This is a genomic window from Pseudomonas sp. F2, from assembly GCF_057174385.1.
Genome location: NZ_CM169904.1, coordinates 2901575 through 2917768, shown reverse-complemented (window position 1 = coordinate 2917768; position 16194 = coordinate 2901575). Strand labels below are relative to the sequence as shown.

The 16194-nt window shown below is 60.3% G+C and carries 13 protein-coding genes; 11 read left to right on the top strand and 2 right to left on the bottom strand.

Going from position 1 to position 16194, the window contains the following annotated elements; all coding sequences use genetic code 11:
* Window positions 1-86: 86 nt before the first annotated feature.
* Complete coding sequence (locus AC193Q_RS13015) at window positions 87-1337, bottom strand: ribonucleotide-diphosphate reductase subunit beta (protein ID WP_003227292.1); 1251 nt, start codon at window positions 1335-1337, stop codon at window positions 87-89.
* A gap of 553 nt (window positions 1338-1890) precedes the next feature.
* The gene (locus tag AC193Q_RS13010) at window positions 1891-2151 is read right to left on the bottom strand and encodes a DUF2790 domain-containing protein (protein ID WP_027612631.1); all 261 of its coding nucleotides are present in this window, start codon (window positions 2149-2151) and stop codon (window positions 1891-1893) included.
* A 418-nt stretch (window positions 2152-2569) separates the two neighbouring features.
* Here AC193Q_RS13010 and acs point away from each other — a divergent pair, with 418 nt between their 5' ends.
* From acs to astD, 11 genes are all read left to right on the top strand, one after another.
* The gene (acs, locus tag AC193Q_RS13005; RefSeq protein WP_047295856.1) at window positions 2570-4525 is read left to right on the top strand and encodes an acetate--CoA ligase; all 1956 of its coding nucleotides are present in this window, start codon (window positions 2570-2572) and stop codon (window positions 4523-4525) included.
* A 732-nt stretch (window positions 4526-5257) separates the two neighbouring features.
* The gene (locus AC193Q_RS13000) at window positions 5258-6031 is read left to right on the top strand and encodes an ABC transporter substrate-binding protein (RefSeq protein ID WP_027612633.1); all 774 of its coding nucleotides are present in this window, start codon (window positions 5258-5260) and stop codon (window positions 6029-6031) included.
* A gap of 91 nt (window positions 6032-6122) precedes the next feature.
* Window positions 6123-6812, top strand: a complete 690-nt coding sequence (locus tag AC193Q_RS12995) for an ABC transporter permease (protein WP_003227287.1) — start codon at window positions 6123-6125, stop codon at window positions 6810-6812.
* Entirely contained in the window at window positions 6809-7507 is a 699-nt protein-coding gene (locus tag AC193Q_RS12990) for an ABC transporter permease (protein ID WP_095668533.1), read from the top strand. Before AC193Q_RS12995 ends, AC193Q_RS12990 begins: the two co-directional genes overlap by 4 nt.
* A gap of 1 nt (window position 7508) precedes the next feature.
* Entirely contained in the window at window positions 7509-8621 is a 1113-nt protein-coding gene (locus AC193Q_RS12985) for a M14 family metallopeptidase (RefSeq protein WP_041066513.1), read from the top strand.
* Window positions 8622-8648: 27 nt separating this feature from the next.
* Window positions 8649-9413 carry an ABC transporter ATP-binding protein gene (locus AC193Q_RS12980; RefSeq protein WP_003227281.1) on the top strand — a complete coding sequence of 255 codons (765 nt, stop codon included), beginning with the start codon at window positions 8649-8651 and terminating at the stop codon, window positions 9411-9413.
* Window positions 9414-9656: 243 nt separating this feature from the next.
* On the top strand, window positions 9657-10649 hold the full coding sequence (gene argR, locus AC193Q_RS12975) for a transcriptional regulator ArgR (RefSeq protein WP_179294966.1): 993 nt from the start codon (window positions 9657-9659) through the stop codon (window positions 10647-10649).
* A 410-nt stretch (window positions 10650-11059) separates the two neighbouring features.
* Entirely contained in the window at window positions 11060-12280 is a 1221-nt protein-coding gene (locus AC193Q_RS12970) for an aspartate aminotransferase family protein (protein WP_047295848.1), read from the top strand.
* Window positions 12281-12519: 239 nt separating this feature from the next.
* On the top strand, window positions 12520-13539 hold the full coding sequence (gene aruF, locus AC193Q_RS12965; protein ID WP_025112905.1) for an arginine/ornithine succinyltransferase subunit alpha: 1020 nt from the start codon (window positions 12520-12522) through the stop codon (window positions 13537-13539).
* Between the two features lie 51 nt (window positions 13540-13590).
* Window positions 13591-14616, top strand: coding sequence for an arginine N-succinyltransferase (gene astA / locus AC193Q_RS12960; protein WP_047295845.1), 1026 nt, complete (start codon window positions 13591-13593; stop codon window positions 14614-14616).
* A complete protein-coding gene (astD, locus tag AC193Q_RS12955; protein WP_179295018.1) occupies window positions 14613-16082 on the top strand; it encodes a succinylglutamate-semialdehyde dehydrogenase in 1470 nt (489 codons plus the stop codon). The genes astA and astD overlap by 4 nt, the downstream gene beginning before the upstream one ends.
* Window positions 16083-16194: the final 112 nt, after the last annotated feature.

Genomic DNA, 16194 nt, shown 5'->3' with positions numbered 1-16194 from the left:
AAAAAAGCCCCGATCAGATCGGGGCTTTTTGCTTTCTCGACTTGGCGACTCAAGCAGCAATCGTCAAATCGTTCCGAGCGAGACCATTAGTCCCAGCTCAACGCACCACCAGTTTGGTATTCGATCACACGAGTCTCAAAGAAATTCTTCTCTTTCTTCAAGTCCATAATCTCGCTCATCCAAGGGAACGGGTTAGTCGTCCCTGGATATTCCTCTTTCAAACCAATCTGCGACAAACGACGGTTAGCGATGAACTTCAGGTAGTCCTCCATCATCGCCGCGTTCATGCCCAGTACGCCGCGAGGCATGGTGTCACGGGCGTATTCGATTTCCAGTTGCGTACCCTGCAGGATCATCTGGGTCGCTTCTTCCTTCATTTCGGCATCCCACAGGTGTGGGTTTTCGATTTTGATCTGGTTGATCACGTCGATGCCGAAGTTCAGGTGCATGGATTCGTCGCGCAGGATGTACTGGAACTGCTCGGCGACGCCGGTCATTTTGTTGCGGCGGCCCATGGAGAGGATCTGGGTGAAGCCGCAGTAGAAGAAGATGCCTTCCAGTACGCAGTAGTAGGCGATCAGGTTGCGCAGCAGTTCTTTGTCGGTGTCCGGGGTGCCGGTTTCGAACTTCGGATCGGAGATCGAACGGGTGTACTTCAGGCCCCAGGCTGCCTTTTTCGCGACCGATGGAATCTCGTGGTACATGTTGAAGATTTCGCCTTCATCCATGGCCAGCGATTCGATGCAGTACTGGTAGGCGTGGGTGTGGATCGCCTCTTCGAAGGCCTGGCGCAGGATGTACTGGCGGCATTCCGGGTTGGTGATCAGGCGGTACACGGCCAGGACCAGGTTGTTGGCAACCAGGGAGTCGGCGGTGGAGAAGAAGCCGAGGTTGCGCATCACGATGCGGCGCTCGTCGTCGGTCAGGCCTTCCGGGTTTTTCCAGAGGGCGATGTCGGCGGTCATGTTGACTTCTTGCGGCATCCAGTGGTTTGCGCAGCCGTCCAGGTACTTCTGCCAGGCCCAGTCGTACTTGAAAGGTACGAGTTGGTTGAGGTCGGCGCGGCAGTTGATCATGCGCTTTTCGTCAACGGCGACACGGGCGGAGGCGCCTTCGAGTTCGGCGAGGCCTTCGGCGACGTCGAGGGAATCCAGTGCGGCCTTGGCGCGGGCCACGGCGGCCGAGTCGTCGGCGGTCACGGCGCGGGCTTCCAGCGCTGCGGCACCGCCGGCGCTGTCGAGGCGGTCCATGTTGGCTTCAGTAGCGTGGCCGGCGTTGGCGCCTTTCACGGTTGCTACTTCACTGTCTTCTTTGTCGAATTCGTCCCAGCTCAGCATGACGTGTCGTCTCCTGCGTGAGGGCCTGTCGCCCCGTGTGAAACCTGATTGGTGGGTTTTTCACACGGTCGTACAGACCGCGTTGGATCTTAAGGAATCGTTTTTTGCGGCAGCCAAGGCAGGCAATAAAACAGAATTTTGTACGGGTTTCCGAGAGCCTCTGACGGGCGCAGATCAGCGTTGACGCTGCTGCGGGGCTTCAGAATGGCTTTTGCTCCCTGTAAGGGAATATTGCTGACCCGATTAGGGCGGCATTATAGGGAAAAAAACACGGCTGTGCTGAGGCGAATCCGCGCATGGCGCGGTCGAGGAGGCTGGTTTTTCGATGAGAGTGCGGGTTTACAGGGCTTTGCCGGGGATAGATTTTTTTTCGTAAAAATCTCGCGATTGTGGATTTGCTCAAAAAACGAACAAAAAAACCGTGTTTTCACTACATCTAGTGTTTTGCAAGCATTTTTGACGACTCCAGACACAACTGAGCCCGACCGAAGCCGGGCTGGAATCGACCCTCAAATGAGGCGCTGAGCGGTCCGATTCGGTGCAGTCTCGATCATCAATTGGTGCAGCCGTTACCCATGACGCTGTAACGCAGGATGTGGCGCTGACCCTTGGAGTCGTCGTACTCCATTTTGGCCGGTACCACTTCGCAGACATTCGGCACTTCGCTCATCGATACAACTTTGGCGATGTCCAGGTGAGTGGAGTAAGTGTATTCCTCGATCACCGGTTGTTGCTGTGCGACATCAGTCGGGACCTCGTCTGCCATGGCGGTTGCGCACAGACTGCTGAGGGCCAGAACCAATAAAGCTTTCATTTCAGATTTACCTTTTTGAGGTCGAGTGGGGTCACGCAACCTTTTTAGGGTTGCGTGTGGAACTTCATCATTTGCAGTTATTACTTGAGAGCTGGATTAACGGCCTTCGTGGGGGCTGTAACGTTGTTAATCGCGTTTGCCTTGTCGGCGAGGTGGATTTTAGGCAGGTGGGGTGGGGGTAAACAGATGGGGTTTTGATAAACACTTTTGGCGGTTTTGGTAACAATCCCCACAAAACACCGCCCAACCCTTGTAGGCGCTGCCGAAGGCTGCGATCTTTCGCCTTTGATTTTTGCAAAGCAAGATCAAAAGATCGCAGCCTGCGGCAGCTCCTACAACCATCGTCGAATGGTTCTATGGGGCCGGCCCGGCTACAACGGGGTCATACAAAAACAACTATTCCACCGAGGTAAGAAAGATGAGTGCGGCTTCTCTGTATCCCGTTCGTCCCGAGGTTCTGGCCAATACGCTGACTGACGAGGCGACCTACAAAGCCATGTACCAGCAGTCGGTCGTCAACCCTGACGGTTTCTGGCGCGAGCAAGCCAAGCGCCTCGACTGGATCAAGCCTTTCACCACGGTGAAGCAGACTTCCTTCGACGATCACCATGTCGACATCAAATGGTTCGCCGACGGTACCCTGAACGTTTCCTACAACTGTCTCGACCGTCATTTGGCCGAGCGCGGCGATCAAGTCGCAATCATCTGGGAAGGCGACGATCCTTCCGAAAGCCGCAACATCACTTACCGCGAACTGCACGAACAAGTCTGCAAACTGGCCAACGCCCTGCGTGGTCAGGACGTGCACCGTGGCGACGTGGTGACTATCTATATGCCGATGATCCCCGAAGCCGTGGTCGCCATGCTGGCCTGTACCCGGATCGGTGCGATTCACTCGGTGGTGTTCGGTGGCTTCTCGCCGGAAGCCCTGGCGGGGCGGATCATCGACTGCAAATCGAAAGTGGTGATCACCGCTGACGAAGGCATTCGTGCCGGCAAGAAGATCTCGCTGAAGGCCAACGTCGACGACGCGCTGACCAACCCGGAAACCAGCAGCATCCAGAAAGTCATCGTGTGCAAGCGCACCGGTGGCGACATCAAATGGAACCAGCATCGCGACATCTGGTACGAAGACCTGATGAAAGTGGCGGGCACCGTCTGCGCGCCGAAAGAGATGGGCGCTGAAGAAGCGCTGTTCATCCTGTACACCTCGGGTTCGACCGGCAAGCCGAAGGGCGTGCAGCACACCACCGGCGGTTATCTGTTGTACGCGGCAATGACCCACGAGCGCGTGTTCGACTACCGTCCGGGCGAAATCTACTGGTGCACCGCCGACGTCGGCTGGGTCACCGGTCACAGTTACATCGTCTACGGCCCGCTGGCCAATGGCGCGACCACCGTGCTCTTCGAAGGCGTGCCGAACTACCCGGACATCACCCGGGTGGCGAAGATCGTCGACAAGCACAAGGTCAACATCCTCTACACCGCACCGACCGCGATTCGCGCGATGATGGCTTCGGGCACCGCTGCCGTTGAGGGCGCGGATGGCAGCAGCCTGCGTCTGCTGGGTTCGGTGGGCGAGCCGATCAACCCGGAAGCCTGGGACTGGTACTACAAGAATGTCGGCAAGTCGCGCTGCCCGATCGTCGATACCTGGTGGCAGACCGAAACCGGCGGCAACATGATGAGCCCGCTGCCCGGTGCGCATGCTCTGAAGCCGGGTTCGGCGGCACGTCCGTTCTTCGGCGTGGTACCGGCGCTGGTCGACAACCTTGGCAACATCATCGAGGGCGAGGCTGAAGGCAATCTGGTGATTCTCGATTCGTGGCCGGGTCAGGCGCGCACTTTGTATGGCGACCATGACCGCTTCGTCGACACCTATTTCAAGACGTTCCGCGGCATGTACTTTACCGGTGACGGTGCGCGGCGTGACGCCGATGGTTACTACTGGATCACCGGGCGCGTGGACGACGTGCTCAACGTTTCCGGCCACCGCATGGGTACCGCCGAGATCGAAAGTGCGATGGTCGCCCACCCGAAAGTCGCCGAAGCGGCGGTGGTCGGTGTGCCGCACGACATCAAGGGGCAGGGCATTTATGTCTACGTCACCCTGAAAAATGGCGAAGAGCCGAGCGAGCAACTGCGCCTGGAGCTGAAGAACTGGGTGCGCAAAGAGATCGGCCCGATTGCTTCGCCGGATGTGATCCAGTGGGCGCCGGGGCTGCCGAAGACCCGTTCGGGCAAGATCATGCGGCGGATTCTGCGCAAGATCGCCACGGCGGAGTACGAAGGGCTGGGCGATATCTCGACCCTGGCGGACCCGAGTGTGGTGCAGCATTTGATTGATACGCACAAGACGATGAATGTGGCTTAAGCCTGTCTGATGCATTGAAAAGCCCTGTCCGGTGATCGCCGGGCGGGGCTTTTTTGTGTCTGGAGATTTGTGGTGGTTTTGCTGGCCTCATCGCTGGCAAGCCAGCTCCCACAGGTTTCCGAGGTGTGAACGGGATTTCAATCTCAATCGAAATCCCTGTGGGAGCTGGCTTGCCAGCGATAGCCATCTGTCAGACGCCGCAGTATTCCCCTGTCAGAAACCCAAACCACCCAACCAATAATTATCGATCTCCCGCGCAAGCCATTTCCCGCTGTTACCGCCTGCCTTCCACGTAACCGAATGTGTAACCGACCGCGGCAAACCGGGGCGAAGGGAAACGCATCGCCCCGTTTTAGAGCCTCAAAATCCCCGCTGAAAAATAAGACCCAACGCTGCGCTTGCCGGATTAGAAGGGTTTGCGAATAATAGGCCCGCAATTTGCAGCATAGATCGGTTCACCGTCTTTCGCTCTTGCATGAATTTGCAAGGCTGTCAATGCGCTCAAGCGGGTTTCTCTGTGCATCTGTAATTAGTTGTCGCATTGAAGAAATATCGGCTTCGGGCCTGTCGTTAGAATGCCGATCACTCGCTCATCGTGGCTGACGTTGAAACCCCTGAAGGTTTCAATGGGAAATTTCCCACCGATGCTGCACCGCTTTCCCGATTCACCCATTCGCATATTGGGCTGTCGCTCACTCTGCCGTTTTTGCCCTTTACCGATGGAGTCCCAAGATGAAGAAACTTGTGCTGCTTGGCGCCCTGGCACTGTCCGTGCTGTCGCTGAATTCCTTCGCTGATGAAAAACCTCTGAAGATCGGTATCGAAGCGGCTTACCCTCCGTTCGCTTCCAAAGCGCCGGATGGCAGCATCGTTGGTTTCGACTACGACATCGGCAATGCCCTGTGTGAAGAAATGAAGGTCAAGTGCCAGTGGGTCGAGCAAGAGTTCGACGGTCTGATTCCGGCACTGAAAGTGCGCAAGATCGACGCGATCCTGTCGTCCATGTCGATCACCGAAGACCGCAAGAAATCCGTGGACTTCACCAACAAGTACTACAACACCCCGGCCCGTCTGGTCATGAAGCAAGGCACCGTTGTCAGCGACAACCTGTCTGAGCTCAAGGGCAAGAACATCGGCGTGCAACGTGGTTCGATCCACGAGCGTTTCGCCCGCGAAGTCTTGGCCCCGCTGGGTGCCGAGATCAAGCCATACGGTTCGCAGAACGAAATCTACCTCGACGTGGCCGCCGGTCGCCTCGACGGTACCGTGGCGGACGCCACCCTGCTGCAGGACGGCTTCCTGAACACTGACTCCGGTAAAGGCTTCGCCTTCGTCGGCCCGCAATTCACCGACGTCAAATACTTTGGCGACGGCGTAGGCATTGCGGTGCGCAAGGGCGACGCGCTGAAAGACAAGATCAACGCGGCGATCGCGGCTATCCGTGAAAACGGTAAATACAAAGCTATCCAGGACAAGTACTTCGCCTTCGATATCTACGGCAAGTAACACGTCTCTGCGACAAGTCAGAAATGGCGCAAGCAACAGGATCTCTGCGGTTTGCGCCATTTTTTCATCCCAACTTTCGAGGACCTGAATCATGTTGAAAGGCTACGGGGCTGTCATCCTCGATGGCGCATGGCTGACGCTTCAGCTCGCCTTGTCGTCCATGGCCCTGGCCATCGTTCTCGGGCTGATCGGGGTCGCGTTGCGCCTGTCGCCGATTCGCTGGCTGGCGTGGCTGGGCGATCTGTATTCCACGGTGATTCGCGGGATTCCCGACCTGGTGCTGATCCTGCTGATCTTCTACGGCGGTCAGGACTTGCTCAACCGCGTCGCGCCGATGCTTGGCTATGACGACTACATCGACCTGAACCCGCTGGCCGCCGGTATCGGCACCCTCGGTTTCATCTTCGGTGCCTACCTGTCGGAAACCTTCCGTGGTGCGTTCATGGCGATCCCCAAGGGCCAGGCCGAAGCGGGCATGGCGTACGGCATGAGCAGTTTTCAGGTGTTTTTCCGGGTGATGGTGCCGCAGATGATTCGCCTGGCGATTCCCGGCTTCACCAACAACTGGCTGGTGCTGACCAAGGCCACCGCGCTGATTTCGGTGGTCGGCCTGCAAGACATGATGTTCAAGGCCAAGCAGGCGGCAGATGCCACCCGCGAGCCTTTCACCTTCTTCCTCGCAGTGGCGGCGATGTACCTGGTGATCACCAGTGTCTCGTTGCTGGCGCTGCGTCACCTTGAGAAGCGCTACTCGGTAGGCGTAAGGGCGGCTGATCTATGATCTTCGACTACAACGTCATTTGGGAGGCCATGCCGCTGTACCTCGGCGGCCTGCTGACCACCCTCAAACTGCTCGCGCTGTCGCTGTTGTTCGGATTGCTGGCGGCGCTGCCGCTGGGCCTGATGCGCGTTTCCAAGAACACCGCGGTCAACGGCATTGCGTGGCTTTATACCTACGTGATTCGCGGCACGCCGATGCTGGTGCAGCTGTTCTTGATCTACTACGGTCTGGCGCAATTCGAAGCGGTACGTGAAAGCTTCATGTGGCCATGGCTGTCCAGCGCGACGTTCTGTGCGTGCCTGGCCTTCGCGATCAACACCAGCGCCTACACCGCCGAAATCATCGCCGGCAGCCTCAAGGCCACGCCGAACGGCGAGATCGAAGCCGCCAAGGCGATGGGCATGTCGCGCTTCAAGATGTACAAGCGCATCCTGTTGCCATCGGCATTGCGTCGGGCGCTGCCGCAATACAGCAACGAAGTGATCATGATGCTGCAGACCACCAGTCTGGCGTCCATCGTGACCCTGATCGACATCACCGGCGCGGCCCGTACCGTCAACGCGCAGTACTACCTGCCGTTCGAGGCGTACATCACCGCCGGCCTGTTCTACCTGTGCCTGACCTTCATTCTGGTGAAGCTGTTCAAGCTGGCCGAGCGTCGCTGGCTGAGCTACCTGGCCCCGCGGAAGCACTGATATGGAACGCATCGACCACGTATTGCCGTGGAGCCATCTGGGCAGTGAGCGCAAGATTTCGGTCTTCCGCTTCGGTCAGGGCGAGCGCAAGGCCTACATTCAGGCCAGCCTGCACGCTGACGAACTGCCGGGCATGCGCACTGCCTGGGAGCTGAAAAAGCGCCTTGGCGAACTCGAAGCCCAAGGCCTGCTCAACGGCGTGATCGAGTTGGTGCCGGTCGCCAACCCGCTGGGCCTCGGCCAATTGCTGCAAGGCAATCATCAGGGACGTTTCGAGGCGGGCAGCGGCAAGAATTTCAACCGCGATTTCGTCGAGCTGAGTGCGCCGGTTGCAGCGGCGCTGGCCGAGCGTCTCGGTGACGATCCGCACGCCAACATTCGCCTGATCCGTCAGGCCATGGCTGAACATCTGGCGGCATTGCCCGAAGCGGGCAGCCAGTTGCAAGGCATGCAGCGCGTGTTGCTCAGCCATGCCTGCACCGCCGATGTGGTGCTGGACCTGCACTGCGATGCCGAAGCCGCGTTGCACATGTATGCGCTGCCGCAGCACTGGCCGCAGTGGCGTTCGCTGGCCGCGCACCTGAATGTGAAGGTCGGTTTGCTCGCGGAAGACTCTGGTGGCAGCTCCTTCGATGAGGCGTGCTCGTTGCCGTGGCTGCGCCTGTCGCGGCAGTTCCCGGACGCGCAGATTCCGCTGGCGTGCCTGGCGACGACTGTCGAGCTGGGCGGTCAGGCCAACACCGACCGCGCCGATGCGCTGGCCTGGGCTGAAGGCATTCTGGCGTTCCTCGCCGAGCAAGGCCTGATCACTGGCGAGTGGCCAAAGCCGGCCAATGAACCGTGCGAAGGCATGCCGTTCGAAGGCACTGAATTACTGTTGGCGCCGCACCCCGGTGTGGTGAGTTTTCTGCGTAAACCCGGCGAGTGGGTCGAAGCCGGGGATGAGATTTTCGAAGTGATCGATCCTGTGTCCGATCGGGTCAGCACGGTGTGTGCTGGTACCTCCGGGGTGCTGTTTGCCATTGAACGGCTGCGCTATGCCCAACCCGGTTTCTGGCTGGCCAAGGTGGCGGGGCGCGAAGCGCTGCGTCACGGGCGCTTGCTCAACGACTGACTGACTGTTTTTGTGAGAACCGACCGCATGTACAAACTTGAAGTCCAAGACCTGCATAAACGCTATGGCAGTCACGAAGTGCTCAAGGGCGTGTCCCTGAAAGCGGCAGCCGGCGATGTGATCAGCATCATCGGCTCCAGTGGCTCCGGCAAAAGTACTTTCCTGCGCTGCATCAACCTGCTGGAGCAGCCGCACGCGGGCAAGATCCTGCTCAACAACGAAGAGCTGAAACTGGTGGCCAATAAGGACGGCGCGCTGAAAGCCGCTGATCCGAAACAGCTGCAGCGCATGCGTTCGCGCCTGTCGATGGTGTTCCAGCACTTCAACCTGTGGTCGCACATGACCGCGCTGGAAAACATCATGGAAGCGCCGGTCCACGTGCTGGGCGTGTCCAAGGCCGAAGCGCGCGAGAAAGCCGAGCACTACCTGAACAAGGTTGGCGTGGCGCATCGCAAAGACGCATTCCCTGGGCACATGTCCGGTGGCGAGCAGCAGCGTGTAGCGATTGCCCGTGCACTGGCGATGGAGCCGGAAGTGATGCTGTTCGACGAACCGACGTCGGCGCTCGATCCGGAACTGGTGGGCGACGTTCTGAAGGTGATGCAAGCGCTGGCTCAGGAAGGTCGCACCATGGTCGTGGTTACGCACGAAATGGGCTTCGCCCGTGAAGTGTCGAACCAGTTGGTGTTCCTGCACAAAGGTGTGGTGGAAGAGAGCGGCAACCCGCGCGAAGTGCTGGTCAATCCGCAATCCGAGCGTTTGCAGCAGTTCCTCTCGGGCAGCCTCAAGTAATCGCTGCCGTTATGCACCAAATTAGGTCATGCTTCGCGACCTAGAGATCGACTCCAATCCCTGTGGGAGCTGGCTTGCCAGCGAAAGCGTTGGGCCAGATTGCCTATCTGGTGCAGACATACCGCCATCGCTGGCAAGCCAGCTCCCACAGTGGATCGGTGCAGGTTTCGAGATTTGCGTTCATTTACGGGCTAGCATTGGCCCATGCCTTCATCACCGTTCTTCGTTTCGGATTGCCCGCCCATGACTGCCCATCGAATTGGTTTCCTGATTTGGCCCAGCACTAAAGCTCTGACGCTGGCGCTGGCGGAGGAGGCCTTGCGTGTTGCTCAGCGGGTGCATCCGGAGGTGGTTTACGAACTGTCGTTCCTGCAGGCTGAAGCCAGTCCTGAAGCGGCGGCCGATGGAGCCTGGCAACTGCCCGGCGAAGCATGGACCGGCAAGCTGGAAAACTTCCAGAAACTGTTCCTGCTCGCCGACGAGCCGCCGACCACCCTGGCCCCGGCCCTCAGCAGCGCGCTCAAGCAACTGGTGCGTGCCGGTTGCGTGATCGGTGGTCTGTCGGCCGGTGTGTATCCGCTGGCGCAACTCGGTCTGCTCGACGGTTATCGTGCAGCCGTACACTGGCGCTGGCAGGACGATTTCGCTGAACGTTTCCCGAAAGTCATCGCCACCAGTCACCTGTTCGACTGGGATCGCGATCGCCTGACCGCGTGTGGCGGCATGTCGGTGCTCGATCTGCTGCTGGCGGTGCTGGCCCGTGATCATGGGGCCGAGCTGGCCGGTGCGGTGTCCGAAGAACTGGTGGTTGAACGCATCCGCGAGGGTGGTGAACGCCAGCGCATTCCGCTGCAGAACCGCCTCGGTTCCAGCCATCCGAAGCTCACCCAAGCGGTGTTGCTGATGGAAGCCAACATCGAAGAACCGCTGACCACCGACGAAATCGCCCAGCACGTGTGCGTGTCCCGTCGCCAACTGGAGCGGATCTTCAAGCAATACCTCAACCGCGTGCCGAGCCAGTACTACCTGGAATTGCGCCTGAACAAGGCCCGGCAGATGCTGATGCAGACCAGCAAGTCGATCATCCAGATCGGCCTGTCCTGCGGTTTCTCTTCCGGGCCGCATTTCTCCAGTGCCTACCGCAATTTCTTCGGCGCGACGCCGCGGGAAGATCGCAACCAGCGGCGCAGCAGCAGTCCTTTCGAACTGTCGTCGGTGCCGCCAGAGCGCGGTTGATGCGCGTCCTGTTCAGGGGCGGGCCGAGTGTTTCGTAGCGTCGACCCTGGCCTCTTTCATCTCGCCTTCGTGGGTGTATCGGGTTGCCCGGTTGTTTCGGCGCTTGGGCGATCGCCTGCGCTGGAAAAGCCCGCCCGGTAAAAACGGCTCTTCAGGGTGATGTGCGGTACATATATACCGCACTCGCCAATTCGTTCTCGGGTACAAATCAGCAAGCTGCCGCAAACGGCTGCGGCCAGTTAAACTGCGCCTTTGCGACGCTATATGTCGCATTGCCGTAAACCCGGGAAAATCCGGGGTTTGCGCTATAAGAAGTTGTCGCTTGGCGACAAGGCCGGGCTGAAAACTGTCCTTACAATCCCCCCATCGCTCGCCAGTTTCAGGCGGGTGTTCCTCTTCAGGAGACTCCGATGTCCGTTGAGCACGCTGCGGTAGAACGCGCCGATTTCGACCAGGTAATGGTTCCCAACTACGCGCCTGCCGCTTTTATTCCGGTGCGTGGCGCCGGTTCCCGCGTCTGGGACCAGAGCGGCCGCGAGCTGATCGACTTCGCCGGCGGGATTGCCGTTAACGTATTGGGCCATGCGCATCCGGCGCTGGTCGGTGCGCTGACCGAACAGGCGAACAAGCTGTGGCACGTGTCCAACGTGTTCACCAACGAGCCGGCCCTGCGCCTGGCGCACAAGCTGATCGACGCCACGTTCGCCGAGCGCGTGTTCTTCTGCAACTCCGGCGCCGAAGCCAACGAGGCCGCCTTCAAGCTGGCCCGTCGCGTGGCGTTCGACCGTTTCGGCAGCGAGAAGTACGAGATCATCGCTGCGCTCAACAGCTTCCACGGCCGTACCCTGTTCACCGTCAACGTCGGTGGCCAGTCGAAGTACTCCGACGGTTTCGGTCCGAAAATCACCGGCATCACCCACGTCCCTTACAACGATCTGGCCGCGCTGAAAGCGGCGGTGTCCGACAAGACCTGTGCGGTCGTGCTCGAACCGATCCAGGGCGAGGGCGGTGTACTGCCGGCGGAACTGGCTTATCTGCAAGGTGCCCGTGAACTGTGCGACGCGCACAACGCGCTGCTGGTGTTCGACGAAGTGCAGACCGGCATGGGCCGTACTGGCCACCTGTTCGCCTACCAGCATTACGGCGTGACCCCGGACATCCTGACCAGCGCCAAGAGCCTGGGCGGCGGTTTCCCGATCGCCGCGATGCTGACCACCGAAGCGCTGGCCAAGCATCTGGTGGTCGGCACCCACGGCACCACTTACGGCGGCAACCCGCTGGCGTGTTCGGTAGCCGAAGCGGTGATCGACGTGATCAACACCCCCGAGGTGCTGAACGGCGTCAACGCCAAGCACGACAAATTCAAGACCCGCCTGCAGCAGATCGGCGAGAAGTACGGCCTGTTCACTCAGGTGCGTGGCCTCGGTCTGTTGATCGGTTGCGTGCTGAGCGATGCCTGGAAAGGCAAGGCCAAGGACATCTTCAACGCCGCTGAAAAAGAAGGCCTGATGATTCTGCAGGCCGGCCCGGACGTGATTCGTTTTGCCCCGAGCCTGGTGGTGGAAGACGCCGATATCGACGCCGGCCTGGACCGCTTCGAACGCGCTGCTGCTGCACTGACACAAGCCTGATAGACCCTTCGGCGCCTGAGGATTCTGGCGTCGAACCCAATTTTGATACCGGGCAATATCAAATGTGGGAGCGGGCTTGTGGTGAGGGGATTTATCCCCGATGGGCTGCGCAGCAGCCCCAAGCTTTTTGAGGGCCGCTACGCGCCCCATCGGGGATAAATCCCCTCACCACAAAAGCCCGCTTCCACAGTCTCCGGTGTTTTTTTCAGTAAATTTTTATAAGAGAAAGGAGTGACACCATGCTGGTGATGCGCCCTGCGCAAATGGCTGATCTGGGCGAGGTACAGCGTCTGGCTGCGGATAGCCCGATTGGTGTCACTTCCTTGCCGGATGACGTGGAACGTCTGAGCGACAAGATCGCCGCAAGCGAAGCCTCGTTCGCTGCCGAAGTGAGTTTCAACGGCGAGGAGAGCTACTTCTTCGTCCTCGAAGACACCGCCACCGGCAAACTGGTCGGCTGCTCGGCCATTGTCGCCTCGGCCGGCTACTCGGAGCCGTTCTACAGCTTTCGCAACGAGACCTTTGTCCACGCTTCCCGCGAGCTGAAGATCCACAACAAGATCCACGTGCTTTCGCAATGCCACGACCTGACCGGCAACAGCTTGCTGACCAGTTTCTACGTGCAGCGTGAGCTGGTGGGGTCGCCGTGGGCCGAGCTCAACTCCCGTGGTCGCCTGCTGTTCGTTGCCAGCCACCCGGAGCGTTTCGCCGATTCGGTGGTGACCGAGATCGTCGGCTACAGCGACGAGAACGGCGACTCGCCATTCTGGGATGCAATCGGTCGCAACTTCTTCGACCTCAACTACGCCGAGGCCGAGCGCCTGTGTGGCCTGAAGAGTCGCACGTTCCTCGCCGAACTGATGCCGCATTACCCGATCTACGTGCCGCTGTTGCCGGATTCCGCGCAAGAAGCGATGGGCCAGGTGCACCCGCGTGCGCAGATCACCTTCGACATCCTGATGCGCGAAGGCTTCGAAACCGATCACTACATCGACATTTTCGACGGTGGCCCGACCCTGCATGCGCGTGTTTCGGGGATCCGTTCGATCGCCCAGAGCCGTGTGGTGCCGGTGAAGATCGGCGAGCCGGTCAAAGGTGCCGGGCGCCAGTATCTGGTGGCCAACGCGCAGTTGCAGGATTACCGCGCGGTGCTGCTGGAACTCGATTACGCGCCGGGCAAACCGGTGACCCTGGATCTGGAAGCAGCCGAAGCCCTGGGCGTCGGTGAAGGTGCCAGCGTGCGCCTGGTGGCGGTTTAACGCCTTAGCGAGTTTCACGGGTGGCGAAGGCGGCCCGTTTGAGGAGATAGCATGATTGTTCGTCCCGTACGCAGCAGCGATTTATCCGCGCTGATCGACCTGGCCCGCAGCACCGGCACCGGCCTGACCACGTTGCCGGCCAACGAAGAACGCCTGACCCACCGGGTCGGCTGGGCCGAGAAGACCTTTCGCGGCGAAGCCGGTCGTGGCGACGCGGACTACCTGTTCGTGCTCGAAGACGACAACGGTCGCGTGGTGGGGATTTCCGCCATCGCCGGCGCGGTCGGTCTGCGTGAGCCGTGGTACAACTTCCGCGTCGGCCTGACCGTCAGCGCCTCGCAAGAGCTGAACATTTATCGCGAGATTCCGACGCTGTTCCTCGCCAACGACCTGACCGGCAACTCCGAGCTGTGCTCGCTGTTCCTGCACGCCGATTACCGCACCGGCCTGAACGGCCGCATGCTGTCCAAGGCGCGCATGCTGTTCATCGCCGAGTTCCCGGAGCTGTTCGGCAACAAGATCATCGCCGAGATGCGCGGCGTCTCCGATGAAGCCGGTCGTTCGCCGTTCTGGGAAAGCCTGGGTCGGCACTTCTTCAAGATGGAATTCAGCCAGGCCGACTACCTGACCGGCGTCGGCAACAAGGCGTTCATCGCCGAACTGATGCCGAAATTCCCGCTGTACACCTGCTTCCTGTCGCCGGATGCGCGCAACGTCATCGGTCAGGTGCACCCGGACACCGAGCCGGCGCTGGCGATGCTCAAGAGCGAAGGTTTCAGCTATCAGGGCTACGTCGATATCTTCGATGCCGGCCCGGCCATCGAGTGCGAAACCAGCAAGATCCGCGCAGTCCGCGACAGCGAAGCGCTGGTGCTGGCGATCGGTACGCCGGGCGAAGACGCCACGCCGTTCATCATCCATAACCGCAAACGCGAAGACTGCCGCATCACGGCTGCCCCGGCCCGTCTGGCCGCCGGCACGCTGGTGGTCGATCCGCTGACCGCCAAACGTCTTCAACTCAGCGCCGGCGATCAAGTGCGCGCCGTGGCGTTGTCTGCTGCTCGGGAGTCGAAATAATGAATTCGCTATACATCGCAGGTGAATGGCTGGCCGGTCAGGGCGAAGCCTTCCAGTCGCTGAACCCGGTGACCCAGCAAGTGCTGTGGTCGGGGGAGGGCGCCAGCGCCGCTCAGGTCGAGTCCGCCGTGCAGGCGGCGCGTCAGGCCTTTCCGGGTTGGGCGCGGCGTTCGCTGGACGAGCGCATCAGCGTCCTCGAAGCCTTTGCCGCCGCCCTGAAAAACCACAGCGACGAACTGGCCCGCACCATCGGTGAGGAAACCGGCAAGCCCCTGTGGGAAGCCGCGACCGAAGTCACCAGCATGGTCAACAAGATTGCGATCTCGGTGCAGAGCTACCGCGAACGTACCGGCGAGAAGAGCGGCCCGCTGGGCGACGCCACCGCCGTGTTGCGCCACAAGCCGCACGGTGTGGTGGCGGTGTTCGGCCCTTACAACTTCCCGGGCCACTTGCCGAACGGCCACATCGTGCCGGCGCTGCTGGCCGGTAACAGCGTGCTGTTCAAGCCAAGCGAGCTGACGCCGAAAGTCGCCGAGCTGACGGTCAAGTGCTGGATCGAAGCCGGTCTGCCGGCCGGCGTGTTGAACCTGCTGCAAGGCGCTCGCGAAACCGGTATCGCCCTGGCGGCGAACCCGGGCATCGACGGTCTGTTCTTCACCGGCTCGAGCCGTACCGGCAATCACCTGCACCAGCAGTTTGCCGGGCGTCCGGACAAGATCCTCGCGCTGGAAATGGGCGGCAACAACCCGCTGGTGGTCGATCAGGTCGCTGATCTGGACGCAGCCGTTTACACGATCATTCAGTCGGCCTTCATCTCTGCCGGCCAGCGCTGCACGTGTGCGCGTCGTCTGCTGGTGCCGCAAGGCGCGTGGGGCGACAGCCTGCTCAAGCGTCTGGTGGACGTCAGCGCGACCCTCGAAGTTGGTGCGTTCGATCAACAGCCGGCGCCGTTCATGGGCTCGGTGATTTCCCTTGGCGCGGCGAAAGCGCTGATGGATGCCCAGCAACATCTGCTGGCCAATGGCGCGGTGTCGCTGCTGGCGATGACGCAGCCGCAAGCGCAATCGGCCTTGCTGACCCCGGGCATTCTTGATGTGACCGCGGTGGCCGAGCGTCCGGATGAAGAATTGTTCGGCCCGTTGCTGCAAGTGATCCGCTACGCCGATTTCGCTGCGGCGATCGCTGAGGCCAACGATACCGCTTATGGCCTGGCGGCTGGCTTGCTGTCGGATTCCGAAGATCGTTATCAGCAGTTCTGGCTGGAAAGCCGCGCCGGTATCGTCAACTGGAACAAACAGCTGACCGGTGCCGCGAGCAGCGCGCCGTTCGGCGGTGTCGGCGCTTCGGGCAACCATCGCGCCAGTGCCTACTACGCGGCGGATTACTGCGCGTACCCGGTGGCCTCGCTGGAAACCCCGAGCCTGACGTTGCCGGCGGCCCTGACGCCTGGCGTGAAAATGGTGTGATACCTATTCGCGAGCAGGCTCGCTCCCACATTTGGAATGCATTTCCCTGTGGGAGCGAGCCTGCTCGCGAAAGCCGCGACGCGGTCGCACTGAACAGTTAGTTACTGAAGCC

Bases quoted from the DNA above. Each gene is read 5' to 3' on its own strand.
- AC193Q_RS13015 (WP_003227292.1), bottom strand. From the start codon at position 1,337: ATGCTGAGCTGGGACGAATTCGACAAAGAAGACAGTGAAGTAGCAACC.
- AC193Q_RS12985 (WP_041066513.1), top strand. From the start codon at position 7,509: ATGGAACGCATCGACCACGTATTGCCGTGGAGCCATCTGGGCAGTGAG.
- AC193Q_RS12995 (WP_003227287.1), top strand. From the start codon at position 6,123: ATGTTGAAAGGCTACGGGGCTGTCATCCTCGATGGCGCATGGCTGACG.
- AC193Q_RS12980 (WP_003227281.1), top strand. From the start codon at position 8,649: ATGTACAAACTTGAAGTCCAAGACCTGCATAAACGCTATGGCAGTCAC.
- AC193Q_RS12990 (WP_095668533.1), top strand. From the start codon at position 6,809: ATGATCTTCGACTACAACGTCATTTGGGAGGCCATGCCGCTGTACCTC.
- AC193Q_RS13000 (WP_027612633.1), top strand. From the start codon at position 5,258: ATGAAGAAACTTGTGCTGCTTGGCGCCCTGGCACTGTCCGTGCTGTCG.
- aruF (WP_025112905.1), top strand. From the start codon at position 12,520: ATGCTGGTGATGCGCCCTGCGCAAATGGCTGATCTGGGCGAGGTACAG.
- AC193Q_RS12970 (WP_047295848.1), top strand. From the start codon at position 11,060: ATGTCCGTTGAGCACGCTGCGGTAGAACGCGCCGATTTCGACCAGGTA.
- AC193Q_RS13010 (WP_027612631.1), bottom strand. From the start codon at position 2,151: ATGAAAGCTTTATTGGTTCTGGCCCTCAGCAGTCTGTGCGCAACCGCC.
- acs (WP_047295856.1), top strand. From the start codon at position 2,570: ATGAGTGCGGCTTCTCTGTATCCCGTTCGTCCCGAGGTTCTGGCCAAT.
- argR (WP_179294966.1), top strand. From the start codon at position 9,657: ATGACTGCCCATCGAATTGGTTTCCTGATTTGGCCCAGCACTAAAGCT.
- astA (WP_047295845.1), top strand. From the start codon at position 13,591: ATGATTGTTCGTCCCGTACGCAGCAGCGATTTATCCGCGCTGATCGAC.